We start from the raw sequence: 25,105 nt of genomic DNA on the forward strand, positions 1-25,105 counted from the left end.
TTCCCTCAATCGTTTACAGAGAGCTTAAACCATGGCTACCAATCAATCCGCCAAGGGCGGTGCCGGCAAGTCTGCCGAGAGCGGCGAACTGAGCCTGCTGGACCGTATCGTCCAGGAAGGCAAGATGGCAATCGAGCCATCGCAAGATGCATACGCCAAGAAACTGCTGGGTCAATTCGCGACCCAGGTGCTTGACGAAGGAATGAAAACGGCACCAGACAAGGGCGTGGTTGCCATGATCAACGAGCGTGTGGCCGAAATCGACCGCATTCTGAGCGACCAGCTCAACGCCATCATGCACCACCCTGACTTCCAGGCGCTGGAAGGCTCGTGGCGCGGTCTGCACGACATGGTCCACGGCACCGAAACCGGTCCGAACCTGAAGCTGCGTCTGCTCAACGTGTCGAAAAAAGAACTGCTGAAAGACCTCGAAGGTGCGGTCGATCACGACATGAGCGTGCTGTTCAAGAAGCTCTACGAAGAAGAATATGGCACCTTCGGCGGCCATCCTTACTCGCTGCTGATCGGCGATTACTACTTTGGCCGTCATCCACAGGACATGGCCCTGCTCGAGCGCCTCTCCAAGGTGGCCGCTGCGGCACACGCACCGTTCATTACGGCTGCTGCGCCATCGCTGTTCGACATGACCGAATTTACCGACCTGGGCGTGCCGCGCGACCTGTCGAAGATTTTCGAGAGCGCCGAGATGGCGTCGTGGCGCGGTTTCCGCGATTCGGAAGATTCGCGCTATGTAGCGATGGTATTGCCGCGCTACGCCGCACGCCTGCCGTACGGCGCCAAGACCGTGCCGGTGGAGAGCTTCAGCTTTGAAGAAGCCGTCGATGGCCGCGACCACAGCAAATACCTGTGGGCCAACTCGGCTTACCAGCTCGGCCTGCGCATTACCGACGCCTACGCCAAGTACAACTGGACCACGGCCATACGCGGTGTCGAAGGCGGCGGCAAGATCAGCGGCATGACGGCGCACACCTACAAGACCGACGAAGGCGATGTGGTGCTCAAATGCCCGACTGAAGTGTCGATTACTGATCGTCGCGAGAAAGAATTGAACGACCTGGGCTTTATTGCCGCCGTCAATTCCAAGGGCAACGATTTTGCGGCATTCTTCGGCGGCCAGACGGTCAACAAGCCCAAGCTGTATAACCTCGATGCGGCCAAGGCCAATGCGGCCCTGTCGTCGCGCCTGCCATACGTGCTGGCGGCATCGCGCTTTGCGCACTACATCAAGGTGATGATGCGCGACAAGGTCGGCAGCTTCCAGACCCGCCAGGGCGTGGAAAACTACCTCGGTGAGTGGCTCAGTTCGTACGTGCTGCTGAGCCCGAATGCAACCCAGGGTGAAAAAGCCCGCTTCCCGCTCGCTGAAGGCCGGGTTGACGTGACCGAAGTGCCGGGCAAGCCTGGCGTGTATTCGGCTACCGTGTTCCTGCGTCCGCACTTCCAGATGGAAGAACTGACCACCTCGATCCGCCTGGTGGCGCAACTGCCGGCTTCGGCTGCCTAGACTGCGTAAGCTGCCAGACCCTGGCGTCACAATGAAGTCCCTGCAACGCCGGCCGCTGCCAAAGCGCCCGGTGTTGCTTATCAAATTTGGAGCGAGTAATGTCTGACGTACTTATTCTGGACCTGGGTCCATCGATTATCGGTAACTGCCAGGTCACCGGTTATGTGGGCAAGATCATCGTGCATTCGTTTTCGCACGGCGCCTCGATCCCGCTGCAGATGGATTCGGCCAACACCGAGCGTACCTCGGGCCGTCCGGTGTTTTCCGAGATGTCGTTCTCGAAAATGTCCGACCTGGCCACTACCGAAATGTACAAGGCCTGTACCCAGGGCAGCAAGATCGGCACGGCCACGCTGTATGTGGGCCGCGTTGAAAACGGCAAATACATGGGCTTTTTCGCCTATTCGCTGACACACGCCATGATTTCCAACATCAGCACTTCGGGCGGTGGCGGTATTCCGACCGATTCGTTCTCGCTGTCGTTTACCAAGATCAAGTGCGACTTCACCCAGCAACAATCCGATTCGACGGCCAAAGGCACCGGCACGTGGAACTGGAATCTGGAGACGATGAAGTCGGATTGATGTCGAGCGGGGGCCGGATGGCTCTTGGCCTGTGGCCCTTACTCCTCTGTTGATCGTGTATATCTATGTCCAAAGCCATCACGGCGTCGCTGGTACCGTTGTTTGACCGGCTTGCCGGCACGCTGAGCGCGTCGCCCGACGGCCGCCTGCTCGATGGCGGCGGCCTGCAGCAGTCGCTGCAGCTCGATCTGTTACGGCTTTTTAACGTCCGCAACGCTCTCTCGATTGAACAATACCTCGCGCTCGACCCTGCGCTGTTGCCGTTCGGCCTGCCTGACATGATGGTGCTGTCGGCCCGCTCCGAACAGGACCTGGCGTTGTGGGCCAGCGTGATGCAGCGTTGCCTGGCGCGCTTTGAAACACGCCTGTCGCACGTCAGCGTGCGCCTGCAGGGCGATCCCGAACGTCCCCACGCGGCGCAGGCAGAAATTTCTGCCGTGGTGGCGCTGGGCGCGCAGCTGTGCCGCGTCAATTTCAACGTTGCCGTGGACGCCCGTTCGGCTGCGCTGCAGCCGCAGGCAGCATGACCATGCGGGTGACGCCTTGAGCGACGACATGCTCGAATACTACCGCCGCGAGCTCGACTACCTGCGCACGCAGTCGGCCGACTTTGCCGCGCGCTACCCCAAGGTGGCGCAGCGGCTGGTGCTCAATGGCGACGAATCGGCTGATCCGCATACCGAACGCCTGATCGAATCGGTGGCCTTCCTGACCGCGCGCGTGCACCGCGACCTGGACCGCGATTTTCCCGCCATTGCCAGTGCCATGCTCGACAATCTGTGTCCCAGCCTGACCCAGCCCGTGCCTGCCATGACGGTGGTGCAGATGACGCTCGACAGCAGCCAGGGCAAGGTCACTGCCGGCATGCCGGTGGCGCGTGGCGCGGCGCTGTCGACCACCGCCCATAGCGGCGAGAACTGCCGTTTCCAGGTGGCCTGGGACACCACCTTGTGGCCGCTGTCGGTGGGCGCCATCAAGCTGGAAGACCCGCGCACGCTGCGCCTCGATCTGCGCTGCGACAGCGGCGTTGATGTCGCCGAACTGGAACTCGATACGCTGCGCCTGCACCTGGCCGGCGATCTCCTCACGACCATGCCGCTGCATGAAATGCTGATCAGCGAACTGGAACGCATCGAGCTGCAAACGCAGGACGGCGCGCTGTGGCAGTTAAGCCTGGACAACCTCAGGGAAGTCGGCTTTGCCGAGGACGAGGCGATCCTGGCGCAGCCGGCGCACGCCCATCCGGCGTATGCGCTGCTGCAGGAGTATTTTGCCTTCCCGCGCAAATTCCAGTTTTTTGACCTGGCCGGCCTGCGCGGCCGTCTTGGCAGCGGCAGCGGCTTTTCCGTGCGCTTTGTGTTTGCGCGCAGCGCGCGCGTGCTGTCGCAACTGGGCGCCGACACCTTCCGCCTGGGCTGCGTGCCGGCGGTAAACCTGTTCCGGGTAACCAGCGAGCCGCTGCGCCTGGACCAGCGCCACTACGATTATCTGTTGATGCCCGATTACCAGCGCGACGCCGTGATGGAGATCCATTCGGTGCTGTCGGTGACCGTGTCGGACCCGCGCGCCGACCGCGTGCGCAGCATACCGAGCGTGTTTGCCGAATCGGCTCCCGATGGCAGCGACGCCAGCGATGTGTTCTGGTCGCTGCGGCGCGAGATGAGCCTGCGCAAGGGCATCAGCGGCAGCGATGTCTATCTGGGTTTTGTCGACCGCCGCGATGTGCGCACACTGCCAGACGAGCCGGTGGTCTATGCGCAGCTGCTGTGTACCAACCGTAACCTGGCGGCGCAGGTCGGGCCGGGCACGCGCTTTTATGGCGAAGGCATTTCCAGCTCCACGCAGATCCGCGCGCTGTACCAGCCCAGCACCCAGCGCGCGCCGGTACTCGAAGCGAAAGCGCTATGGTCGCTGGTGTCGCTGCTGCGCCTGAACCACCGTTCGCTGGTGGACGGCAGCACCGGCGTGCAGACCTTGCAGCAGATGCTGATGCTGTTTGCAGGCGACAGTGCGCGCGACCAGGCGCAGGTGCGCGGCGTGACCAGCCTGGTGGCCAGCGCCGCCACGGCGCGGGTCGGGCGCGATACCTGGCGCGGCCACTGCAGGGGCACCGATATCGTGCTTGAATTTGACGCCGATGCGTTTGTCGGCACCTCGCCTTTGGTACTGGCGGGCGTGCTGTCGCGCTTTTTTGCCCTTTACACGAGCGCCAATTCGTTTGTCCGCCTGGCCGTCTGGCGTGCCGGCGAACCGTGGATGCAGTGGCCTGCCATGAGTGGACGCCAATGCCTGACCTGATCAGCCAGCTGCGCGAGGCGCCGCACGGATTCAACCTGTTCCAGGCGCTCAGCATCATCGAGCGCAGTGCGCCGCAGTGCGCGCCGCTGGGCACTTCGGTCGGGCGCGATGAAGCGGTGCGCCTAGTGGCGCAGGTCGAGCTGGCCTTTGCCGGCAGCGACATCGCGGCCGTGCAGGACAGTACCCGGCCCGGGCCGCCGCTGACGCTGACTTCCAGCGTGCTGTCGCTCGCCGGCGCCAACGGCCCGCTGCCGATGCCCTACACCGAAATGCTGCTGGAACGGCGCCGCCTGCGCGACCCGGCCGCGCTCGAGTTTCTCGATATCTTCAATCAGCGCCTGCTGTCGTTCCTGTACCGCAGCCGGCGCAAGCATCACCTGGCGCTCAGCGCAGGCGCGCTGGACCAGGCGCCGCTGATACGCTGCCTCGATGCGCTGGCCAGCCTGGGACGCGACGAAGGCGTGCGCGGCCCGCATGGCGAACAGGTCTGGCTGCGCCACGCTGCCGTGCAAGGCGCCGCGCCACGCTCGATGGCGTCGCTGCTGGCGGTGGTGCGCGACCGTCTGGGCATCCGTTTTACCGGCAAGCAGTTCGTCGGCGGCTGGCATGTGCTGGCGCTGTCGGACCGCGCGCGCCTGCATGGCCGCAGCCCGTCAGGCGGCTTGCGTCGCATGGCCGGACTGGGCATGGGCGCCAGCCTCGGTGCGCGCGCCTGGGACCAGGGCGCCGGCATGGCGCTCGATGCGCCGCCGCTGGCGCCAGGACAGTTCGCTGCGCTGCTCAAGGGCGGCAAGGACCACGCGCTGCTGTGCTGGCTGGTAGCGCGCCATCTGCAAAGCGACATCGCGGTGCAGCTCAAGCTGCAACTGGCGCAGCGCCCGCTCACGCGGCTGGCTTCGCCGGCTGCCGTCAGTGACGGCGCTGGCCAGGGTGCCAGCATCGTCGCTGGCGCAGCGGTCTTGCCGCCCAGGTTGGGCCTGAGCAGCTGGCTGTGCAGTCCTGGTGCGCAAGCGAGCCGCGCCAGCTATCAACAACCGCGCTTCATGCTGAGCGCCGACGCGCCTGAAAGAACCTGACGCATGGACATCGATATCCGCACGCTGCTGTTAAAGCTCAACCCCGAGTGCAAGCGCGCCATGGGGCAGGCCGCCGAACTGTGCGTCAAGCAGACGCATTTCAATGTCGAGCTCGAGCATCTGCTGTTTGCCCTGCTGGACGCCCAGGCGCCCGACCTGGCGGTGATCCTGCGCCGCTTTGGCGTCAGCGACAGTGCGGTCTCGGCGCAGCTGCAAAAGAGCATGGACGGCTTCAAGCGCGGCAACGGCCGCACGCCGGCGCTGTCGCCACATTTCATCGTGCTGTTCCAGGAGGCGTGGATGCTGGGCTCGATGCTGCTCGGCGGCGAGCAGGTACGCTCGGGCACCGTGCTGCTGGCCATGCTCGAAGCGGACGCGCTGCGCGGCATGCTGATCGACAGTGCGCCGGACCTGCTGAAAATTGCGCGCCAGCAGTTGAAAAATGAACTGCCGGCCCTGTTGGCAGAGTCGAGCGAAGACGCCGGTGCATCGCGCGTGCCGGCGTTGCCGGGCATGCCCGCAGCACCTGCCGCCAGCGGCAGCGGCGCCACCCCGGCACTCGATCAGTACACGCAGGACCTGACGGCGCTGGCGCGCGCCGGCGGCATCGATCCGATCCGCGGGCGCGATGGAGAGATTCGCCAGATTATCGATATTTTGCTGCGCCGTCGCCAGAACAACCCGATCCTGACCGGCGAGGCCGGCGTGGGCAAGACGGCCGTGGTGGAAGGCTTTGCCCAGCGCATTGCGCAGGGCCTGGTGCCGCCGTCGCTGGCCAACGCGGTGGTGCGTTCGCTGGACCTGGCGCTGCTGCAGGCCGGCGCCGGCGTCAAGGGCGAATTCGAGAACCGCCTCAAGGCGGTGATCGCCGAGGTGCGCGCCTCGGCCACGCCGATCATCCTGTTTATCGATGAAGCGCACCAGCTGATCGGCGCGGGCGGCATGGAAGGACAGGGCGACGCGGCCAATCTGCTCAAGCCGGCACTGGCGCGCGGCGAGCTGCGCACCATTGCCGCCACTACCTGGGCGGAATATAAAAAGTATGTGGAGCGCGATCCGGCACTGGCGCGGCGTTTCCAGGTGGTCAAGGTGGAAGAGCCGGAGCCGGAAGCGGCCATGGGCATGCTGCGCGGCATGGTGGCCACGCTGGAGCGCCACCACGGCGTGGAAATTCTTGATGAAGCGGTGATGGATGCGGTACGCCTGTCGCACCGTTATATCACCGGGCGCCAGTTGCCCGACAAGGCCATCAGCGTGCTCGATACCGCCTGCGCGCGCGTGGCCATCGGCCAGTCCGGCGTGCCGGCGCAGCTCGAAGCGCTCGAGCATGACATCGTGCTCGCCGGCGAATCGCTGCGCATTGCCCGCAGCGCCCACGCGCGTGGCGAAGAGCGCAGCGATGCGATGGCCAAACTGGACAAGCAACTGGCGTCCCTGCGCGCGCGCCAGGCGGCGCTCGCTGCCAAGCTGGCCGACGAGCGTGGCGCGGTGGCAGAAATCCTGGCGCTGCGCCGCGAGATCGCCGCAGACACCACCGCCGAAGGCGTCGCCGTCGATGAAGACGAGCGGCGCTCGCGCGGCGACCAGCTGCAACGCCTGCAAAAAGGGCTCGAAGCGATCCAGGACGACGAGCCGCTGGTGCCGGTATGCGTCGATTCGCGCATGGTGGCCGGCGTGATTTCCGGCTGGACCGGCATCCCGGTGGGCAAGATGCTGGCCGATGAAATCCATACCGTGCTGCAGTTGAAAGAGCGCCTGTGCGAACGCGTGGTGGGGCAGGACCAGGCGCTCGACGCCATTGCACGCCGCGTGCGCACCTTCCGCGCCGAACTCGATGACCCGGGCAAACCGGTCGGCGTGTTCATGCTGGTCGGCCCGAGCGGTGTGGGCAAGACCGAAACGGCCTTTGCGCTGGCCGACATGCTCTATGGCGGCGAGCGCAATATGGTCACCATCAATATGTCCGAATTCCAGGAAGCCCATTCGATTTCCAGTCTGAAGGGGGCGCCGCCCGGTTATGTCGGCTACGGCAAGGGCGGCGTGCTGACCGAGGCGGTGCGACGCCGTCCGTACAGCGTGGTGCTGCTCGATGAAATGGAAAAAGCCCATCCCGATGTGCTGGAGCTGTTTTTCCAGGTGTTCGACAAGGGCACCATGGAAGACGGCGAGGGCGTCAGCATCGACTTCAAGAACACGCTGATCCTGCTGACCTCGAACGCAGCGCAGGACGTCATTACCCAGGCCTGCAGCCAGGGAAGACGACCCGAAGTGGCCGCGCTGGCCGAACAGCTGCGCCCGGCCCTGCTGCGCCAGTTCAGTCCGGCTTTCCTTGGGCGCCTGGTACTGGTGCCTTACTACCCGCTGGGCGACGCGCAGATCGGCAATATCGTCGACCTGAAGCTGGCCAAGCTGGCGGCGCGCTTTGCCGAGAACCACCATGCGCGCTTCACCTGGGACGACCAGGTGACCGAAACGGTGACGGCGCGCTGCACGGAAGTCGACAGCGGCGCGCGCAATATCGATTTCATCCTCACGCAGACGGTGCTGCCGGTGCTCTCGTCGCTGGTGCTTGAGCGCATGTCGCGCCTGCTGCCGTTTACGGCCGTTCACATGAGCGTGGGGCCGGACCAGCAGTTCCGCTACGCCTTTCGCGACGACGCCCCGCGCGCAGCCTCATGAGAAGCGATTTTGCACAGCCGGGCGGGCTGCTGTCGGTGTCCTCGCCGTTCGGCAAGGATGACCTGCTGCTTGACGCCATGGAAGGCAGCGAAGGCATCTCGGAGCTGTTCAAGTTCCATCTGCACATGCGTTCGGGCAGCACCAGTCTGGCCGCCGCCAGCATCGTCGGCAAGAGCATGACGGTCACGCTGGCCGTCGACGGCGCTGCCAAGCGCTACGTGACGGGCATGGTGTCGCGCTTTATCCAGAGCGGCTACGACCGCGACTTTGCCAGCTACGAAGCCGAACTGGTGCCGGCCCTGTGGCTGCTGACGCTGTCGCGCGACCGCAAGATCTACCAGGCCAAGACCGTCACGCAGATTATTGCGGCGGTGCTCGGCGACTTTGCCGTCACCTTCGACGACCAGACCACGCAGACCTACACGGCGCTCGATTATTGCGTGCAATACGATGAAACCGCGTTTGATTTCATCAGCCGGCTGATGGAGCAGGCCGGCATTTTTTACTTCTTCACCTTCAGCAGTGCCGGCCACACCATGGTGCTGGCCGACGCCAGCGCTGCCTTTGCCGACTGCGCCGGCGGCGCCAAGGTGCGCTTCTTTCCGCGTACCGGCATGGTCAACGAGCTCGATACGGTATCGCGCTTTGCGCATGAAAACACCATCGCCATCAAAGAAGCGACCGTCAACGACTACGACTTCACCAAGCCCAGCACCTCGCTCGAAGGCAGCCATGCGGCTACTACCGGCAACGGCAAGGTATACGAATTTGCCACCGGCCATGCGGCAGTGGCCGCCGGCAAGGCGCTGGCCAAACTGCGCGTCGAGGCCAGCCAGGTCAATGCCGAAGTGCTGCGCGGCGACAGCTATTGCTATCCGTTTCGCGCCGGCAGCAAATTTACCCTGTCGGGGCACTTTGTCGCTGCCCTCAATGCCGCTTTCGTGCTGCGCCGCGTACATCACACGGCGCGCGACGACCTCTATACCAATTCCTTCGAGGCCTTCCCGGCCGCCGTGCCGTTTCGCGCACCGGTGCAAACGGCGCGCCCGCGCGCTGTCGGCTGCGAGACGGCGCTGGTGGTGGGGCCGAGCGGCGAGGAAATCTGGACCGACAAGCATGGCCGCATCAAGGTGCAGTTTCCCTGGGACCGCGACGGCGTCAAGGATGACCAGAGTTCGACCTGGCTGCGCGTGGCCCAGTCCACCGCCGGCAACAGCTTTGGCGCGCTGTTCCTGCCGCGCGTGGGCCAGGAGGTGGTCGTCACCTACCTCAATGGCGACCCGGAGCGCCCGCTGGTGACCGGCGCCGTCTATAACGGCGAAAACGCCACGCCCGTCACGCTGCCGGCCAACCAGACGCAAAGCGTGCTGCGCAGCCGCAGCTCCAAGCAGGGCACGGCCGGCAACGAGTTGCGCTTTGAAGACAAGAAGGACGCCGAGGAGCTGTATCTGCACGCGCAGAAGGATTGGCTGGCCGAAATAGAAGATGCGCTGACCACCACCGTCAAGAAGGGCGCCGAAGTGCATACCTTGCAGGAGGGCGATCGCACGGTCGATGTGCAGAAGGGCAAGGAAGTACACAAGGTGAAAGGCACCCGCGCGCTTGACGTAACGGGCGCCGAGACGCATGACAACGCGGCCAGTTTTACCCACAAGGTCAAGGGCGACTACGCGCTGACCATCGACGGCAAGCTGACCATTACCGTCACCGGCGGCATCACCATCAAGTCCAGCGCGGCCGTGGTGCAGGAGGCGGGTACCAGCTTTACCGCCAAGGCCGGCACCGCCTACAGCGCCAAGGGCGGCACCACGCTCAGCAACGAGGCCGGCACCAATCTCACCAGCAAGGCTGGCATGAAGCTGGTCAACCAGGGCGGCGTGCAGATGGATAATCTGGCGCCGATCATCAACAGCAAGGCCGACGCGATGCAGACCGTCGAAGCCGGCGCAATGCTGACGCTCAAGGGCGCGTTGGCCAAGGTGAACTGAGATCGACGCGCCCCCTGTTACTGTGTCCGAGGCCGCCGTCCCCGCCGCCATCCAGCTGATCGAGGAGCGCGACGGCGACGGCATGCTGTTGCAGCGCTGTTCGATGCGCGGCGGCGTGCTCCATGGCGCGCTCGAGCAGTATGGCCCGAATGGCCAGCTGCTGGTGCAGACGCATTTTGAAGACGGCAAGATGCATGGCCCGATGAGCGCCTATGCAAACGATGGCAAGCTGGTGCAGAAGTCGCAGTTTCGCGCCGGCCTGGCGCACGGGCTGATGGAAGTGTATGTCAACGGCCGCTGCGTCTCGCGCCAGAACATGCAGGGCGGCGTGGCCAGCGGCCCTTCACTGTCGTATGACGAGGCGGGCAACCTGACGGCCCGCCTGCAACTGTCTGAAGGCCAGATTCATGGCCCGGCCGAGTTTTATCACCAGGGTCAGCTGGTGCGCCAGGCGCGCTATCAGGGCGGCCTGCTGGACGGCGAGTCCACTGACTTCGACAACGAAGGCAGCGTGGTGCAACGCTGCATCTACCGCGCCAACCTGCTGCACGGGCCGATGCGGCGCTACTGGCCGGACGGCACGCTGATGGAAGAGACGCACTATCGCGACGGCAAACTGGTGGGCGCGCCGGCGCGGTTTGATGCCAAAGGACGGCGCACCGGCAATGCCGAATCGACGCCGGCGCTGCTGGACCGGCTGCAAAAACTGGTAAGGGGAGTCTAAATGGGACAACAAGCCTGCATGGGCGCGCTGCTCAAGTGTACGTTTGGCGCGGCGCCCAGCGCGATGATGGTGCTGCCGCTCAATCTGGTGCTGACGGTGGTGCCGGACGCCAACATCATGGACAGCAAGCCGATGCTCAATATCCTTCCCTTTGGCATGTGCATGTCGATGTCCAATCCGATGGTCATTGCCGCCACGGCGGCGGCACTGGGCGTGCCCACGCCCATGCCGTGCATACCGGCTACCGTGGCGCCATGGGTGCCCGGTTCGCCCACGGTGCTGATCGGCAATATGCCGGCACTGAACAATTCCTCGAAACTGATGTGCATGTGGGGTGGCGTGATCGGCGTGACGATGCCGGGCCAGTTCACGGTGGCCATCCCATGAAGCAAACGACCTGAACAGAACAGACCATGGAATACAAATTCAACCTGACGCCACGCCTTATTTCGCTGGTCATCTTTTGCGCCATTGCGCTGATGGTGCTGCTGTTTGCACTGGGCTACCAGATCGGCAAGAGCAGCAGCGCCGGCCAGCGCGAGGACGCTGTCGACATGCTCGACGATGCCGGCCAGCGCGCCCGGCTGCGCGCCGAACAGCGGCTTGAGTCGCGTGCGGCAGCCGGTGCGGCAACGCTGGCAGCACCGGTGACGGCGCCATTGCGCAATGCAGAGCAGGCGGTGCGTTGATGGCGCCGCGTCCACTGCTGGCGGCGTTCGCTGCCCTGTGCCTGTTCGGTTGTGTCACGCTGGCGCAGGCGCAAGCTGCGCGCGCATCGCGTCCGGCCGGCTCGGTTCATGCTCATGCACCAGCACCAGCACCAGCACCGGCGGTTGCCGCCAGCGTGCAGCCGGCCGGCCGCTCGAAGCTGGTGGCGGTGGCCGATGGCCGCCTGCTGGCGCCCGATATTGCGCGCATCGTCAACCAGGGCGAACTGGTGGTGGCCATGCTGGGCATCGATACGCCGCCATTTTTCTCGCTCAAGAACGGCAAGCTGGCCGGTACCGACGTCGACCTGGCGCTGCGCATCGGCAAGGAACTGGGCGTGCCGGTACGTTTTGATCGCAGTGCGCAAACCTTCGATGGCGTCGCCGAAACGGTCGCCATCGGCCAGGCCGACATGGGCATCAGCCGCATGGCGCGCACGCTAAAGCGGGCCCAGATCGTGCATTTTTCCGATGTCTACATGCGCCTGGGCCACGCGCTGCTGATCAACCGCATGCGCTTTGCCGAAATGGCCGGCGACCAGCCGCTGCCACAGGTGATCCGCAACTTCAGCGGCCGCCTGGGCGTGATCGGCAACTCGGCCTGGGTCGAATTTGGCCAACGTAATTTCCCGCAGGCAAAGCTGGTCAGCTATCCGACCTGGGCTGATGTGATCAAGGCCGTCAAGCAGGGCGAGGTGGTGGCCGCCTACCGCGACGAACTGGAGGTGATGCAGATACTGCGCGCCGACCCTGGCCTGGCGCTGTCGCTGCGCACGGTGACCTTTGACGACCTCGATTCATCGCAGCGCATCATGGTGGGCATCGGCGACGATACCTTGCTGGCCTTTATCAACGAAGTCATTGCACAGCGCGGCGAAAAGCCGACCGCCAGCAGTGTGCTCAAATCGATCAAATAAGAAGCCGAGACGTGGATATTCCAACGAGCATGCAGCGCTACCAGAAATGGGCGCTCAATCCCCTGACGGTGCTGGCCTGCGTGGTGGCCGGCGGCCTGGCCGGCTGGGCCGCGCCGTCCTGGTCGGCCATGCTGGCTTTTGTCGGCGTGGTCTATGTCGACCTGCTGAAAATGATCGTGCTGCCGTTTATGCTCTCGGCCGTGATCTTCAGCCTGCAAAATTTGTACCGTGACGGCGGCGCGGCGCGCATCTTCAAGCGCGTGGTGGTGGTGTTCCTGGCCGCGTCGCTGGCGGCGGCCACGCTGTCGGCAGCGGCCACGCTGCTGGTGCGCCCCGGCGGCAACCTGCCGCTCGAAACGCGCGCGGCACTGGGGCGTATCATCAGCGATGACGATCAGGGCAGCAATACCATCATGTCGATGAGCAACGTCAAGGCCGAGGCGGCGCCCGCCACCGATATCAAGGACCTGCTGCAGGCGCTGATCCCGCAAAACATTTTCGCTTCGCTGGCCAATGGCGAAACACTCAAGGCGCTGGTGTTTGCGCTGCTGTTCGGCTTTGCGGCCGGCCAGGTGCCGAGCCGTATTTCCACCGGCCTGAATGACGCCCTGGCCACCGTTTATCACGCCTGCCAGACGCTGACGCGCTGGATCAACCTGCCGGTGCCGCTGATCCTGTTCTGCATGGCGGCCAGCCAGGTTGCCCACACCGGCCTGCAGCCGCTGCGCGCCATGGGCAGTTTCGTGGTGGTGTTCCTGCTGATCAGTGCGATGCTGCTGGCGCTGTCGATGGGCTTTATCGCGCGCCGCGCCGGCGTGCCGTATGGCCTGGTGTTCAAGGCCATGCGTGAACCGTTTGCGCTGGGCGTGGCCACCAACAGCAGCGCCACCTGCATGCCGGCGATGGTCGATGCGCTGGCCGGCAAGCTGCAGTTTGCCCGCGCGCGCGTCGAACTGCTGGTGCCACTGAGCATTTCGCTGCTGCGCGTGGGTGCGATTGCCTATTTTGTCTGCGCCACGTTGTTTATCGCGGCGCTGTATGGCCGCGCGCTGTCGCCGTATGACCTGGGCCTGCTGGCGCTGGCCTCGGTGCTGTCCGGTTTTGCGGCAGCCGGCATGAGCGGCATCGTGACCATCACGCTGGTGGGCAGCATCTGCGCCTACCTGGCCTTGCCGTTCGAGGCTGCCTTCGTGCTGCTGGTGGCGGTCGATCCGCTGTGCGCCATGGCGCGCACGGCCGTGACCGTCATCGGCAGTTGTGCTTCGGTGGCGGCGGTGTGCGCGCCGCCCGTCAAGCTCTAGGCCCGCCGATGCTGACCCTTCCTGCCGCCATCAAGCCGGCCAACATCCAGATCGGCGAGATCGTGCGCCATCCGGTCGTCATGTTCGGCCTGGTGCTGCTGGGCGGCTGGCTCGGCGTGCTGATGCCGGGCAGTGCGCCATGGCTGTCGGCCCTGTCGGCGCTGTTCATGTCGCTGATACAGATGGCCGCATTTCCGTTTGTGATCCTGGCCGTGTATTTCGGTACCCAGCGCCTGGCCAGCGTGCCGGGCGCCGGGCGCGTGCTGGTCAAGATGATCGTGCTGGCCTTGCTGGCGATGTTTTTATGCACCGTGATCGGCGTGCTGGTGGCCAGCGTGACCGGCGCCGGCGGCCTGTCGCCGGCGCAGTCCACGCAACTGGGCCAGCTGGCACTGGGCGCCGAGCAGGGCGTGCACATGGCCATGCATGGCGACGCTGCCAGCCAGGCCGTCAGCTGGGACGTGGCCGCGCTGGTGCCCGACAATCTGTTTGGCGCGCTGGCCTATGGCGCTGCGCCAGCGGTGCTGATCGGCGTGCTGTGCTTCGGCGCTGCGGTGGCGGTACAGGCGCCGCGCATGTCGGAGTCGCTGAGCGGTATTCTGGAGGGCGCTTATCGCGCGCTCGAGTCGCTGGTACACCGCTTCAACGCGCTGCTGCCGGTGGCCGCCTTCGTGCTGGCGGCCGCTGCCACCGCCACTGCCGGTTTGCAGGCCATTACGCTGCTGTCGGGCTTTCTGCTGGCATTCCTGCTCGCTGCCCTGCTGGTGAGCGCCATGGCGATCGGCGTTTTGTGCTGGCGCCTGAAAAAAGCCCCGTGGCCGGTACTGCTGGCGCTGCGCGAGCCCATTACGGTGTGCCTGTTTTCGCCGGTGGCCACGGCGGCGGTGCCCGGCTTTATCCAGGTAATGAGTTCGCAGTTCGGTTTCAGCCGCGCGCTGGTGGAGCTGAGCTCGCCCATCGCCCCGGTCTTTCTCAAAGCCGGCGAAGCCATGTTCTTTGCCGTGCTGGCCATTTTCATTGCCAATCTGTACCACCATACGCTCAGTGCCGGCGAGGTAGTGTCGATCTGCGTGCTCTCATGGAGCGCTGCCTTGTGGTCGGTCGGCATTCCCGGCGCCAAATCGCTGATCCTGGGCAGCTTCGTGCTGGCCTCGATGGGCTTGCCGCTGGAAGCCGTGCTGCCGGTGTTTATCCTGGTTGAAGTGTTATGCGAAGGACCACGAAACTTGCTTTCTTTATTAATCTCGTCAGCCTTGATTGCGTTGGTTGCAGATGGTCTGTATATTAATAATGGGCAAGTTTCCGAAGCATGGCAACCAGCGTCGCTAAAGCTGGTATTTAGCCGCAAGCAATTAATCCTGAGCTATTTCCTGGTCGCGTTGGCACTGCTGGCAGTTTTCTGCGCAGGCGTCGGGGCCGGTTTGAACGCAGCTTCCTGAAACTTTTGAGATCGAACACACATGACAGTGATCCCTCCCTTATCGCGGAGTGCCCGATGAAGCGCCGCAGCATGCTGGTGCTGCTGGGCGCCGCTATGCTCGCTGGCTGCGGGGTGGTCGACGGCACCCGTTCGCTGCTCGGCCTGGGGCCGCGCCCGGTGGCGCCCGACTGGCAGACGCTGGCCCTGCGCGCAGCCGAAGACGCCAACGCCAACAGTGCCGTGGCCGTAGACATCGTGCTGGTCAAGGACAGCACGGTGCTCGAGTCCCTGCTTGCCATGCCGGCGGCCAAATGGTTTGCCACCCGCAGCGACGTACAGCGCAGCTTTCCCAATGCACTGACCGTCTTTTCCTATGAGCTGGTGCCCGGCCAGAGCCTGGCGCTCAACGACAGATTGTGGCGCTCTGAAAAAGTGTGGGGCGCGCTGGTGTATGCCGGCTACGCCACGCCGGGCGAACACCGCAGCCGGCTGCTGCTGTCGGCGCGCGGCTATATGGTGCAGCTTGACGAGCAGGGCTTTGCCGCCACCGAAATCAAGCCTGGCGCAGCCCAGTAAAAGACAGCACGAGACTATTTATTACCGACATGATGCAGACCCAACTTTCCAACCGTATCCAGTGGCATGAAGGCATGCTGCTGACGCCGCAGCATTTTCAACAGGAAGGCGCGCGTCTCGATGCGCTGCTGGCCTGGCAATCGCTGGCCGCCAATCCTTATGGCTGGGGCGTGCGCAAGCTGCTGGTCGACGAGGCGCGCCTGAACAAGGGCCTGCTGCGCGTGGTGCGCATCGAGGCAATCTTGCCCAATGGCATGGCGGTCAGTTTCGACGCCGACAGCGCGCAGGGTGCCAGCCTGGAGCTGGACCTGACGCCGTTCGCGGCCGACATGGCGCAGCGCGACGTCGACGTCTACTTGGTGCTGGGCAATACGCGTTCGCTGCGCCAGCCCGGCCAGCCGGCCATGTTCCGTCCGGTGCAGACCGCTCCCGTCGAGGACGAAGTGTCGGAGGCGCTGCCGGCCGAAGTGCCGCGTATGGCCGTCAACCTGGCCCTGACGGCGGGCGACGTGCCGCCGTTCGGCTACACCAGCTTGCGCCTGATGACGGTCAACAAGGTCAACGAAGTGGTGCGCATCGGCGCGTTCGTGCCGGCGCTGCTCGAGCTGTCGGCCGATGCACCCATCCGCCAGCGCGCGCTGCACGTGGCCACGCTGATGCGCAACAAGGCGCTGTTCCTGGCGCGCCAGACGGCCAATCCGTCCTCGCGCACCGAAGACCGGCTGGCCATGCTGGAGCAAAAGGCGCGCCTGTCGAGCCTGACGCTCAATTTGCCGCTGCTTGAAGCGCTGCTGTATTGCCCGGTGGTGCAGCCGCTGCCGCTGTACCTGGCGCTATGCGCCCAGCTCGGGCCGCTGGCCACGCTGCGCCCGGGCGTGGTGCCGACCATGCCGCCGGCCTACGACCATGCCGACTGCGCGCCGGCGTTCGAGGCGGTGCTGTCGGCGCTGTCGGACCTGGTGGCCGAAGTGAGCCAGGACTGGAAAACCTGTACCTTCGACTTTGACGGCCGGGTCTTTGCGCTCGACATGCAGCCCGAATGGCTGGCCGGCCAGCGCATCGTGATCGGCCTGCGTGGGCGCCCCGAAAGCGAAGCGGAGCAGTGGATAAAGGGCGCGGCCATCGGCTCGAAAACCGTCTGGACCTTGCTGACCGATCGCCGCGTCAGCGGTGCGCCGCGCTTGAAAATCGATGTGGCCGAAGAGCTGGGCCTGCGTTCGAGCACCGGCTATGTGCTGTTCAGCATCGAGGTGACGGAGAGCTTTATCGTGCCGGGCCAGCCGCTGCTGATCAGCAATTCCAATGAAAGCCTGCTGGCCCAGCGCCCGCAGGAAATCGTCCTGTTCATCAAGGGGTAAGCCATGAGCATGCAATCGGGCGCAGGCAATGCCGCGCCGGCGCCGGCTGGCTGGCGCAGCGCGATGAGCGAAGGCGTCGACCTGGCCTCGATCCAGTTCCGCGATTTCTACGAAGTACTGGCGCTGTCGGCGCAGGCGGCCACGCGCCTGTCCGAAGCCGAGGCGCGTCCGGCTGCCGAGGCGCTGAGCCGCAAGCTGTGCCAACTGATCGAATTGCAGACACTTGAAGCGCGCCGCATCGGCGGCAAGTCAGGCATCGAGGCCGAAGTGCAGGGACGGTTCCTGAAAGCGGCGCTGGCCGACGAAGTGCTGCTCAATATCGAGTGGGCCGGGCGCACCTACTGGCGCCATGTGCTGGTCGAGGCAACGCTGTTCAAGTCCAGCTTTGCCGGCGAGCGCGTGTTTCACGACCTGGATCAGCTGCTGCGCGACCGCGAAGCGTCGCGCCGCAACCTGGGGCGGCTCTATCTGTACCTGCTCTCGCTGGGCTTCCAGGGCCGTTTTCGCGGCCTCAAGCAGGACAAGATTGCCGAATACCGGCGCGAGCTGTTCCAGTTCGTCTACCAGCGTCCGGCCGACCTGCAAGGGCGCGACCGCACACTGTCCGAGCAGGCTTATGCCAGCACCCTGTCGCATCTGACGGCCGGGCGCATGCCGCGCTTTAACCGGACCGGCCTGATTGCCTTGCTGGCCTTCCTGATGCTGCTCGGTTTGTCCGAGCTGCTGTGGCTGTGGCAATCCTGGCCGGTGCGCAGCGCACTGGCGGTAACTTTATGACCTGCTTACGGGGACGCCATCTTGTTTAATTTTTTATCGGATAACACCGCCATCGTCACGCTGCTGGTGCTGACGCTGCTGGTACTGCTGTTGCTGGGCGTGGTGATCTGGGCCGCCATGAAGGGCGCGCAGCAGTCGGACCTGCCGGCAGCGGCCAAGCCGCGCCTGCTGAGCGCCGACTCGCTCAAGCAGTCGTTTCGCGTGGCGGTCGAACTGATCGAGAGCAATCTGGCGGTGCGCTCGGAGCGCTACAACCTGAGCTGGACGCTGGTGCTCAACGAAGGCAAGCACGGGCGCGAACTGCCACTGGTGCAATCGGGTCTGCAAAGCGCGCTTAGCGCCGACAGCACGCTGACGGCCAGCGGGCAGGGCATCAGCTGGAATTTCTTCGACCAGGGGGTGGCGATCCAGCTGCAGTCCGATTACCTCGGCTCGCCCGACCCCGAGGCGGCCAGCGCCAACAGCACCTGGGACGATTTCCTGGGCCTGTGCCGCAGTTATCGCCCCGACCGTCCGTTTGACGCCATCGTGCTGGCCATCCCCGCTGCCGCTTTCCTGGACGTGGACGGCCAGGCCCATGTCGAGCTGATCGCCAAGGCCAAGGCGATCCACCGCCGCCTGTGGCTGGCGCAAAACCGCCTGGCGCTGCGTTTCCCGATCTATATCGCCATTGCCGACTGCGAGACCATTCCCGGCTTCTCGCGTTTTGCCGCTGCCTTGCCCGAGCCGCTGCGCCGCTCCATGCTGGGCTGGTCGTCGGCCTACGAACTGTCGGCGCCGTTCCAGGGGCAATGGGTCGATATCGCCATGAACGAGATGGTGCGCTCGCTGGCCGATACCGGCGCCGAACTGTGCGCACTCGAGCCGGCCGGCTCCGACAGCAGCGCCTACTTCCTGCTGCCGACCCAGGTCGAGCGCCTGCGCGCCGGCCTGAAGATGTTTGCCGAAGAACTGATGCGCCCCAGCGCCTACCATGAACCGTTCCTGTTGCGCGGCATTTACCTGACCGGCGATTGCGGCGACGCCGCCGTCCTGCTCAGCGAAACGGCCAGTGCGGCCGATCCGGGCGAACAGGCCGAGTTTGCGCTGGTGGGCTTCAATGCGCCGGCCGGCGAGATGCCGGCCGAGTCGAAGGACGAGGCTGGCGCACTGGGACTGCCGGCCATGCTGCCAGGCCAGGCCAATGCCGTGCCGGCGTTCCTGCGCGACATTTTCGAGCGCAAGATTTTTGCTGAAGCAGGCCTGGTGCGTTCGGCCTCGTCGCAGCGCATGCGCCGTCCGGCCATGACGCGCGTGCTGCGCTGGAGTGCGCTGGGCCTGGCCACGGTGTGGCTGATCGGCATGGGGGCGGCCAGCTTTCGCCTGCATTACATGTCGCGCGAAATGGTCGATCATCTGCACCGGCTCGACGCCGACGCGGGTCGCAGCGCCGACGCCGGCAGCCGCAGCGTCATCGATCCGGCCGAAAGCCGCCAGCGCGCACTCGATGCGCTGCTCAATATCGAACAGATGGGCTCGGCCCACCTGTCCGCCTTCTTCATGCCCGGTTCCTGGCCCTGGTTCGACAGCCTGCATGAGCGGCTGCAGCAGCGCATGGAAAACGGCTTTGCCGAAAATGCCTTCGATCCCTTGCGCCGCGCCTCGTATGCGCGCGTGAGCGAACTGACCGGCGTGCCGGTCGATCCGGTTACCGGCAGTCTGATTATCGGTGCGCAGTGCACGCTGCCTGCCGGCTGGCAGCAGCTTGCCGGCAGCGCCACCAACGCGCTCAACGTGGAAGACCTGCCCGAGTTTGCCGCCACCTTGCAATATGTGGCGCGCCTGGAGCAGCTGGAAAAAATGCTGCAGGCGATGATGCGCCTGAAGTCGCCGCGTTCGGGGCCGGCTTCCGGCGACGACCTGGCGCTGGTGGTGCGCATGGCGCTGGGCGCCGAACTCAATGGCAATCCGGCCCGCACGGCCGCGCTGTTTCGCCAGGTGGCGCAGAACATGTCGTCGCTGACCATGGAGCCGCTGCAGGAAGCGGCCGCCTGCTCGCTGCGCCTGGCCGTCAGGCGTACCACCCAGCGCCTGTTTGCCGACAATGGCCTGCTCAAGGCCGAGCAGGCGATCAGCGCCGCTTCGGTCGAGCTGTTCGATACCGGCCCCCGTGCTGCCGATCCGGCCGCCACGCTGCTGGTCTGGCAAAATCTGCGCAATGCGCTGCGCAGCCAGGAGGCGCATCTGGCGCCAGGCAAGGGCGCCTGGATGCACAGCACCACGCTGGCGCTGGGTCCGGCCTGGGACAATCTGCTGCAGCGCATCGAAGCCTTGAGCCTGCTGGGCAAAGGCCCGGCCGACGAGACGCGCAAGCAGGCCGACCAGGGCTTTATCCAGTTCACTTCGCAGTGGGACGCCACCATGGCCTCGGACCAGCTGGTGCAGGGCCTCAATTCGGGCCTGGAATGGTCGGACACCAGCCGCAGCTGGAATTTTGCCGCCGACCGCCGGGCCTTGCTCGATGTGCTGACCAGCCTGCTTTCGCAGCCGTACATGAAGTTCAATACGCAGATCCGCTTCCCGGACGTGCCCACCGGCGCCACCGTCAGCTGGGACCAGGCGCGCCTGGAACAGGTGCTGGCGCTGGCCGAAGCGCGCCGGCGTTTCCAGGTCGAGCTGCTGCCCAAGTTCCCCGCTTCGCTCCATAGTGCCAGTGCGGCTTTTGTCGACGCAGGCCTGCTGGAAACGGCGCGCGACCTGCTGTCGCAGGCCTACTTTGTTTCATCGCGCGAAGTACAGGCGCCGGCCAGCGATATCGACCGTGGCCGTGCGCTGCGCGTGCGCGCCTGGCTGCAGGACATGGGGGCGCCCGACACCGCCGAAGCGCTGAGCCGGGTGCTGTCCACCGATGCGCTGTCGCGCCTGCAGCTGCTCGACGACACGCTGTCGCGCGCCCAGGTCTACGTACCGCGCGACCGCGCCTTCCGCAGCTGGAACGGTGAAAAAGGCCCGCTGCTGCATGCATTTGGCGCCAGCGACGCGGCCGGCCTCAATGCCTATATCTCGCAGCAGCAGTCGTTCATCGAAGCCATCAACAAGGATGCCGAAGCGCTGCTGCTGCAACTGGGCGGCGCCCAGTCGGGCAATCCGCTGGTGGCGCGCTGGCAGGCCAGCGTCTCGGACCTGAGCCGCTATCGCCTGAAAAGCCCGACCAGCAGCCTGATGGCGCTGGAGCAGTTCGTGCTCAACGGGGCAGCCGAACTAGATGTCGGCAACTGTCTCGATGTGCTGTCGGCGCGCGCCTTCAGCCGGCGTGGCGGCGATCTGTATGCCGAGCGTCTGCAAGCCCTGCAAGCGGGCCTGCAGGCGCGCTGCCGCGAGTTGTCGGCCAGCCGCTACCAGGAAGCCTGGAATACCTTTGCCGACACCTTCAACCGCGAACTGGCCGGCCGCGCGCCGTTCCGCGCGCCGGCCGTCGAGGTGGGCACGCGTGGCGTTGCCGCCGAGCGCGTGCTGGCAGCCGATGTCGACGAGGTGGGCAAGGTGCTCAAGCTGTTTGACCGCGCCCATGCGCAGACGGTGGCCGCCGAGCGCGATACGGCGCGTCCGGCCATGGCCGGCTCGCTGCGCAAGGTGGACGAGCAGATGCAGCGCGTGCGCGACTTCCTGTCGCCGCTGTACCAGGGCGAGGAGGGGCAGACCGGCGGCCTTGATGTGAGTGTGGAGTTCCGCGCCAATACCACCGCCGAGATCGATGGCAACAAGATCATCGACTGGTCGCTCGGCATCGGCGGCCAGACGCTGCGCCAGCGCGACACGCCACGCCCGCTGCGCTGGGAGCCGGGCATGCCGGTGACCCTGACGCTGCGCGTGGCGCAGGACGGTCCGGTAATACCGAAGGCCGAAGCAGGGCATCCGGGCATGAGCGTGGAAGAGCGCACCGTCAGCTACCGCTTTACCGACCCCTGGTCGCTGCTCAGCTTTGCCGGCGCTTACCGCGATAACGATGCAGCGGCCAGCGCCGCGCGCTCGCAGTTGCTGCGCTTTGAATTCCCGATGACGGCCGTCGGTGACGGCGCGCGCATCGGCACGCGCGATACACGCGCCAGGGTCTATGTGCGCCTGAGCGTGAGCGCGCCCGGCAAGCGTGCGCCGCTGGCATGGCCCAGCGTTTTTCCAGCCAGGATACCGACCTGGTAAGCCGACACAGACTCACTCTTAAAGGCGTAACATTCATGAAGCAACCCGTCCGCATTGCCGTTTTCGGCAGTTTTCACCGCGGCTTTCAAGTTCTGAGCGAGTTGCTCAAGGGGCCGCTGGCCGCGCAGGTGAGCGTGGTCGGCGTGGCGACTGATGACGTGGCGGCCGGTTTCATCAGCCGCGAGCGCCGCGTGTGGGCTTATCCGCACACGCCCGAGGAAGAAACCATGGTCGAACAGCTGGCGGCGCAGCATGGCCTGCCGGCCTGGAAAGGGCGTGTCAAGACGCCCGAGTTCTATCACCTGTACGAACAGCAGTGGCGCCCCGATATCTGCATCGCCGCCACGTTCGGCCAGCGCATCGATGCACGCCTGTTTGGCTATCCGCCGATGGGCTTTTATAATCTGCATCCATGTGTCGACGATGGCTGGCCTTCGCATTACGCGGGGCCCAATCCGTTCCAGGCACTGCTTGATGATAATTCCGACCATGCCGCCATCGCCCTGCATGAAGTCGATGACGGCTTTGATACCGGCAGGCTGTGCGCGCTGTCGGAAAAGATCTATTTTCCGCCTGGCGTGACGGTCGATGGCCTGCACCGCCTGACGTCACCGATTGCCGCCAAGTTTTTCGTGCGTGAACTGAGCAAGATGCTCGGCTAGGCAGACACGCTATGGTCAATTTGCGCACCCTTTATGACAAGGCACGCCAGCTTATTTCCGATGAGCGCGCGCCAGATTTTCCTACCCCGATGCCGCCCATGAACCCACCGAGCCTGCCGATTCCGCATACCCTGATGAGCCTGGAGCACCAGCAGCAGATCGACCTGCTGCTGCGCCCGATCAGCAGGGAGCTTCCCTGTGGTCCGGCGCTGCGCTACGATCCGGTTTTTACGGAAATCCGGCTGGCGCGCGAGGAGGACGATCCGACCCTGCCGATGGGTAGCTGGGAGCGTCCGCTCAAGCGCGCCGACTGGCCGCTGATCGAGGCGCGCTGCGTCGACATGCTGGCCAACCGCTCCAAGGATCTGCAGATTGCCGCCTGGCTGCTCGAAGCATGGGTCCGCCAGTCCGGTTTCGAAGGGTTGTACCGTGGCCTGAGCCTGATCGACCTGCTGGTACGCCAGATGTGGGAGCCGCTGCATCCGCTGATCGAAGATAACGACGAGGACGCCCGCGTGGCGCCGCTCGAATGGATGAACGCCTCGCTGTCGGCCACCTTGCGCCTGCATGTGCCGCTGCTGCAGATTACCGGCCGCAAGCCGCCGGCAGTCACGCTGACCGACTGGGATCGCATGATTGCCGTCGAACTGGCCGGGCCTGGCCATACCACTGACAATCCCGGCGCAGAAGACGCGCCGTGGACGCGTGCCGATGTGGTGGCCTATGCGCACCAGCGCCTGGGCCGCGAAATGGCGCAGCGGCGTGAAGTGCTCAAGCGCTGCCTGAACTGCCTGGAGACCATGTGTGCGTTTGTCGAGATCCATCTCGGTTCGAGTTCGCCCAATCTGTCGCGCCTGAAAGGCACGCTGATCGCCGCCGAGCGCGTGCTGGCGCAGTTGATGGTCGAGCAGGCGCCGGAGAAAACCAAGGAAGAAATCATGGCACAAGCAAGCAGCGACGAGCAGTGGCAAAGCGAAGATGGACAGCTTGAAGAAGCGCAGGCGGCGCCGTTGGTGATGGCCGGGGCCTGGAAGAACCGCAAGGAAGCCTATGCAACGCTGGAGGCGCTGGCCGATTACCTGAGCGCCGTCGAGCCGCACAGCCCCACCCCCTATCTGCTGCGCCGGGCGGTCAAATGGGGCAATATGCCGTTGCCTGAACTGATGGCGGAAATCATCCGCGAGGAGGGTGACCTCAATCGCCTGGCCAATGTGCTGGGCTTGAAGGAGTAGCCGGGACGCAGATGCATGCCACAGCTTGGGCCAGAAAAAAACTGGACTGCTTGCCAGTGGCAAGATGCTATTGTGGTGCTAATGTGAATGATCCAAAATCCACGTGAGAAATTGATCATGAAAAACATTCTGCAAACGAAAGCTGCGTTCTCGGCCCTGGCAGCAGCAGTGGCACTGGCCTGCGCAGGCCATGCCAGCGCCGCGGCACCACTGTCGCCGATCGGCATGCCAGGCTATGCGCGCATCATGGTGGGCGATGTCGAGGTGACGCCCCTGAGCGATGGTACGGCAGACTTGCCGATGGTCGATTTGTTAAAAAACGACAAGCAAAAAACCCTCGCTGCGCTGACCAAAGCCCATGTCGGCTCGCCAGCGACGACCTCCACCAACGCGTTTCTGATCAATACCGGCAGCAAGCTGATCCTGGTTGACGCCGGCAGCGGCACCTTGTTCGGCCCCACCCTGGGCAAACTGGTGGACAATTTGAAAGCGTCGGGCTACGCGCCCGAGCAGGTTGACGATATTCTCATTACCCACTTCCACCCTGACCATATCGGCGGCCTGGTTGCCAATGGCAAACTGGCGTTCCCGAATGCGGTAGTGCATGCCGACAAGCGCGACGCCGATTACTGGCTCAATGCCGACATCAAGGCCAAGGCACCGAAAGACTTCATCGGCTTCTTCCAGGGTGCCGAGGTTTCCGTGCAACCCTACATCGCGGCGGGAAAATTCAAGCCCTTCGAGCACAATGGCGAGGTGGTGCCGGGCATCAAGTCGGTATCTACCTACGGTCATACGGCAGGCCATACCACTTACATCCTGGAGAGCAAAGGCAAGAAGCTGGTGATACTGGGCGACCTGATCCACGTTGCGGCGGTGCAGTTCGACAATCCTGGCGTGACGATCGGATTCGACAGCGATCCGGCGCAGGCCGCATCGGCACGCGCCGCCATGTTCAAGACGATTGCCAAAGAAGACGATCTGGTTGCTGCCGCCCATCTGCAGTTCCCTGGCGTGGGCTATATCCGCGCCAATGGAAAAAGCTGGACCTGGACGCCGGCCAACTATACTTCCCGTCCCTGAGCGAATGTAAGGAAGGAAA

The 25,105-nt window shown here is 64.7% G+C and carries 20 protein-coding genes; all 20 read left to right on the forward strand.

Annotated elements, in window-relative coordinates:
* Nucleotides 1-31 precede the first annotated feature (31 nt).
* The gene (gene tssC / locus GCM43_RS03195; protein ID WP_152242080.1) at nucleotides 32-1,525 is read left to right on the forward strand and encodes a type VI secretion system contractile sheath large subunit; all 1,494 of its coding nucleotides are present in this window, start codon (nucleotides 32-34) and stop codon (nucleotides 1,523-1,525) included.
* A gap of 98 nt (nucleotides 1,526-1,623) precedes the next feature.
* Complete coding sequence (locus tag GCM43_RS03200; protein WP_152242081.1) at nucleotides 1,624-2,109, forward strand: Hcp family type VI secretion system effector; 486 nt, start codon at nucleotides 1,624-1,626, stop codon at nucleotides 2,107-2,109.
* 65 nt (nucleotides 2,110-2,174) lie between these two features.
* Nucleotides 2,175-2,636 (forward strand): type VI secretion system baseplate subunit TssE, encoded by a 462-nt coding sequence (gene tssE, locus GCM43_RS03205; RefSeq protein ID WP_152242082.1) that lies wholly within the window; start codon nucleotides 2,175-2,177, stop codon nucleotides 2,634-2,636.
* Between the two features lie 16 nt (nucleotides 2,637-2,652).
* Nucleotides 2,653-4,407, forward strand: coding sequence for a type VI secretion system baseplate subunit TssF (tssF, locus tag GCM43_RS03210; protein ID WP_152242083.1), 1,755 nt, complete (start codon nucleotides 2,653-2,655; stop codon nucleotides 4,405-4,407).
* Nucleotides 4,395-5,483 carry a type VI secretion system baseplate subunit TssG gene (gene tssG / locus GCM43_RS03215; protein ID WP_226929295.1) on the forward strand — a complete coding sequence of 363 codons (1,089 nt, stop codon included), beginning with the start codon at nucleotides 4,395-4,397 and terminating at the stop codon, nucleotides 5,481-5,483. Before tssF ends, tssG begins: the two co-directional genes overlap by 13 nt.
* A 3-nt stretch (nucleotides 5,484-5,486) precedes the next feature.
* Nucleotides 5,487-8,162, forward strand: coding sequence for a type VI secretion system ATPase TssH (gene tssH / locus GCM43_RS03220; RefSeq protein ID WP_152242084.1), 2,676 nt, complete (start codon nucleotides 5,487-5,489; stop codon nucleotides 8,160-8,162).
* Nucleotides 8,159-10,150, forward strand: coding sequence for a type VI secretion system Vgr family protein (locus tag GCM43_RS03225; RefSeq protein ID WP_152242085.1), 1,992 nt, complete (start codon nucleotides 8,159-8,161; stop codon nucleotides 10,148-10,150). The genes tssH and GCM43_RS03225 overlap by 4 nt, the downstream gene beginning before the upstream one ends.
* A gap of 22 nt (nucleotides 10,151-10,172) precedes the next feature.
* Nucleotides 10,173-10,874: a toxin-antitoxin system YwqK family antitoxin gene (locus tag GCM43_RS03230; RefSeq protein WP_226929296.1), complete on the forward strand. Its 702-nt coding sequence runs from the start codon at nucleotides 10,173-10,175 to the stop codon at nucleotides 10,872-10,874.
* Nucleotides 10,875-11,261, forward strand: a complete 387-nt coding sequence (locus tag GCM43_RS03235) for a DUF4280 domain-containing protein (RefSeq protein ID WP_152242086.1) — start codon at nucleotides 10,875-10,877, stop codon at nucleotides 11,259-11,261. It begins immediately after the preceding gene.
* A gap of 26 nt (nucleotides 11,262-11,287) precedes the next feature.
* Entirely contained in the window at nucleotides 11,288-11,563 is a 276-nt protein-coding gene (locus GCM43_RS03240; RefSeq protein ID WP_152242087.1) for a hypothetical protein, read from the forward strand.
* Nucleotides 11,563-12,498, forward strand: a complete 936-nt coding sequence (locus GCM43_RS03245; RefSeq protein WP_152242088.1) for a substrate-binding periplasmic protein — start codon at nucleotides 11,563-11,565, stop codon at nucleotides 12,496-12,498. Before GCM43_RS03240 ends, GCM43_RS03245 begins: the two co-directional genes overlap by 1 nt.
* Before the next feature lie 11 nt (nucleotides 12,499-12,509).
* On the forward strand, nucleotides 12,510-13,799 hold the full coding sequence (locus GCM43_RS03250) for a dicarboxylate/amino acid:cation symporter (protein WP_226929297.1): 1,290 nt from the start codon (nucleotides 12,510-12,512) through the stop codon (nucleotides 13,797-13,799).
* Between the two features lie 8 nt (nucleotides 13,800-13,807).
* Nucleotides 13,808-15,238, forward strand: coding sequence for a cation:dicarboxylate symporter family transporter (locus tag GCM43_RS03255; protein ID WP_152242089.1), 1,431 nt, complete (start codon nucleotides 13,808-13,810; stop codon nucleotides 15,236-15,238).
* Nucleotides 15,239-15,294: 56 nt separating this feature from the next.
* Nucleotides 15,295-15,795, forward strand: coding sequence for a hypothetical protein (locus tag GCM43_RS03260; RefSeq protein ID WP_152242090.1), 501 nt, complete (start codon nucleotides 15,295-15,297; stop codon nucleotides 15,793-15,795).
* A 29-nt stretch (nucleotides 15,796-15,824) separates the two neighbouring features.
* A complete protein-coding gene (tssK, locus tag GCM43_RS03265) occupies nucleotides 15,825-17,153 on the forward strand; it encodes a type VI secretion system baseplate subunit TssK (RefSeq protein WP_152242091.1) in 1,329 nt (442 codons plus the stop codon).
* Between the two features lie 3 nt (nucleotides 17,154-17,156).
* Nucleotides 17,157-17,930 carry a DotU family type IV/VI secretion system protein gene (locus tag GCM43_RS03270; RefSeq protein WP_152242092.1) on the forward strand — a complete coding sequence of 258 codons (774 nt, stop codon included), beginning with the start codon at nucleotides 17,157-17,159 and terminating at the stop codon, nucleotides 17,928-17,930.
* A gap of 21 nt (nucleotides 17,931-17,951) precedes the next feature.
* Nucleotides 17,952-22,109 (forward strand): type VI secretion system protein, encoded by a 4,158-nt coding sequence (locus tag GCM43_RS03275; RefSeq protein WP_226929298.1) that lies wholly within the window; start codon nucleotides 17,952-17,954, stop codon nucleotides 22,107-22,109.
* Between the two features lie 35 nt (nucleotides 22,110-22,144).
* The gene (locus GCM43_RS03280) at nucleotides 22,145-22,771 is read left to right on the forward strand and encodes a formyltransferase family protein (protein WP_152242094.1); all 627 of its coding nucleotides are present in this window, start codon (nucleotides 22,145-22,147) and stop codon (nucleotides 22,769-22,771) included.
* A 98-nt stretch (nucleotides 22,772-22,869) separates the two neighbouring features.
* A complete protein-coding gene (tssA, locus tag GCM43_RS03285) occupies nucleotides 22,870-24,003 on the forward strand; it encodes a type VI secretion system protein TssA (protein WP_226929299.1) in 1,134 nt (377 codons plus the stop codon).
* Between the two features lie 117 nt (nucleotides 24,004-24,120).
* Complete coding sequence (locus GCM43_RS03290) at nucleotides 24,121-25,086, forward strand: MBL fold metallo-hydrolase (protein WP_152242096.1); 966 nt, start codon at nucleotides 24,121-24,123, stop codon at nucleotides 25,084-25,086.
* Nucleotides 25,087-25,105 lie beyond the last annotated feature (19 nt).

Origin of the sequence: Janthinobacterium aquaticum (genome assembly GCF_009208565.1) — a bacterium.
Classification (GTDB): Bacteria; Pseudomonadota; Gammaproteobacteria; order Burkholderiales; family Burkholderiaceae_D; genus Janthinobacterium.

What these genes read in the sequence shown, in the direction of transcription:
- GCM43_RS03240 (WP_152242087.1), top strand. Translation starts at nt 11,288, where the DNA reads ATGGAATACAAATTCAACCTGACGCCACGCCTTATTTCGCTGGTCATC.
- tssC (WP_152242080.1), top strand. Translation starts at nt 32, where the DNA reads ATGGCTACCAATCAATCCGCCAAGGGCGGTGCCGGCAAGTCTGCCGAG.
- tssG (WP_226929295.1), top strand. Translation starts at nt 4,395, where the DNA reads ATGCCTGACCTGATCAGCCAGCTGCGCGAGGCGCCGCACGGATTCAAC.
- GCM43_RS03270 (WP_152242092.1), top strand. Translation starts at nt 17,157, where the DNA reads ATGAGCATGCAATCGGGCGCAGGCAATGCCGCGCCGGCGCCGGCTGGC.
- tssH (WP_152242084.1), top strand. Translation starts at nt 5,487, where the DNA reads ATGGACATCGATATCCGCACGCTGCTGTTAAAGCTCAACCCCGAGTGC.
- GCM43_RS03200 (WP_152242081.1), top strand. Translation starts at nt 1,624, where the DNA reads ATGTCTGACGTACTTATTCTGGACCTGGGTCCATCGATTATCGGTAAC.
- tssE (WP_152242082.1), top strand. Translation starts at nt 2,175, where the DNA reads ATGTCCAAAGCCATCACGGCGTCGCTGGTACCGTTGTTTGACCGGCTT.
- GCM43_RS03245 (WP_152242088.1), top strand. Translation starts at nt 11,563, where the DNA reads ATGGCGCCGCGTCCACTGCTGGCGGCGTTCGCTGCCCTGTGCCTGTTC.
- GCM43_RS03280 (WP_152242094.1), top strand. Translation starts at nt 22,145, where the DNA reads ATGAAGCAACCCGTCCGCATTGCCGTTTTCGGCAGTTTTCACCGCGGC.
- GCM43_RS03290 (WP_152242096.1), top strand. Translation starts at nt 24,121, where the DNA reads ATGAAAAACATTCTGCAAACGAAAGCTGCGTTCTCGGCCCTGGCAGCA.
- GCM43_RS03235 (WP_152242086.1), top strand. Translation starts at nt 10,875, where the DNA reads ATGGGACAACAAGCCTGCATGGGCGCGCTGCTCAAGTGTACGTTTGGC.
- tssA (WP_226929299.1), top strand. Translation starts at nt 22,870, where the DNA reads ATGAACCCACCGAGCCTGCCGATTCCGCATACCCTGATGAGCCTGGAG.
- tssK (WP_152242091.1), top strand. Translation starts at nt 15,825, where the DNA reads ATGATGCAGACCCAACTTTCCAACCGTATCCAGTGGCATGAAGGCATG.
- GCM43_RS03260 (WP_152242090.1), top strand. Translation starts at nt 15,295, where the DNA reads ATGAAGCGCCGCAGCATGCTGGTGCTGCTGGGCGCCGCTATGCTCGCT.
- GCM43_RS03255 (WP_152242089.1), top strand. Translation starts at nt 13,808, where the DNA reads ATGCTGACCCTTCCTGCCGCCATCAAGCCGGCCAACATCCAGATCGGC.
- GCM43_RS03225 (WP_152242085.1), top strand. Translation starts at nt 8,159, where the DNA reads ATGAGAAGCGATTTTGCACAGCCGGGCGGGCTGCTGTCGGTGTCCTCG.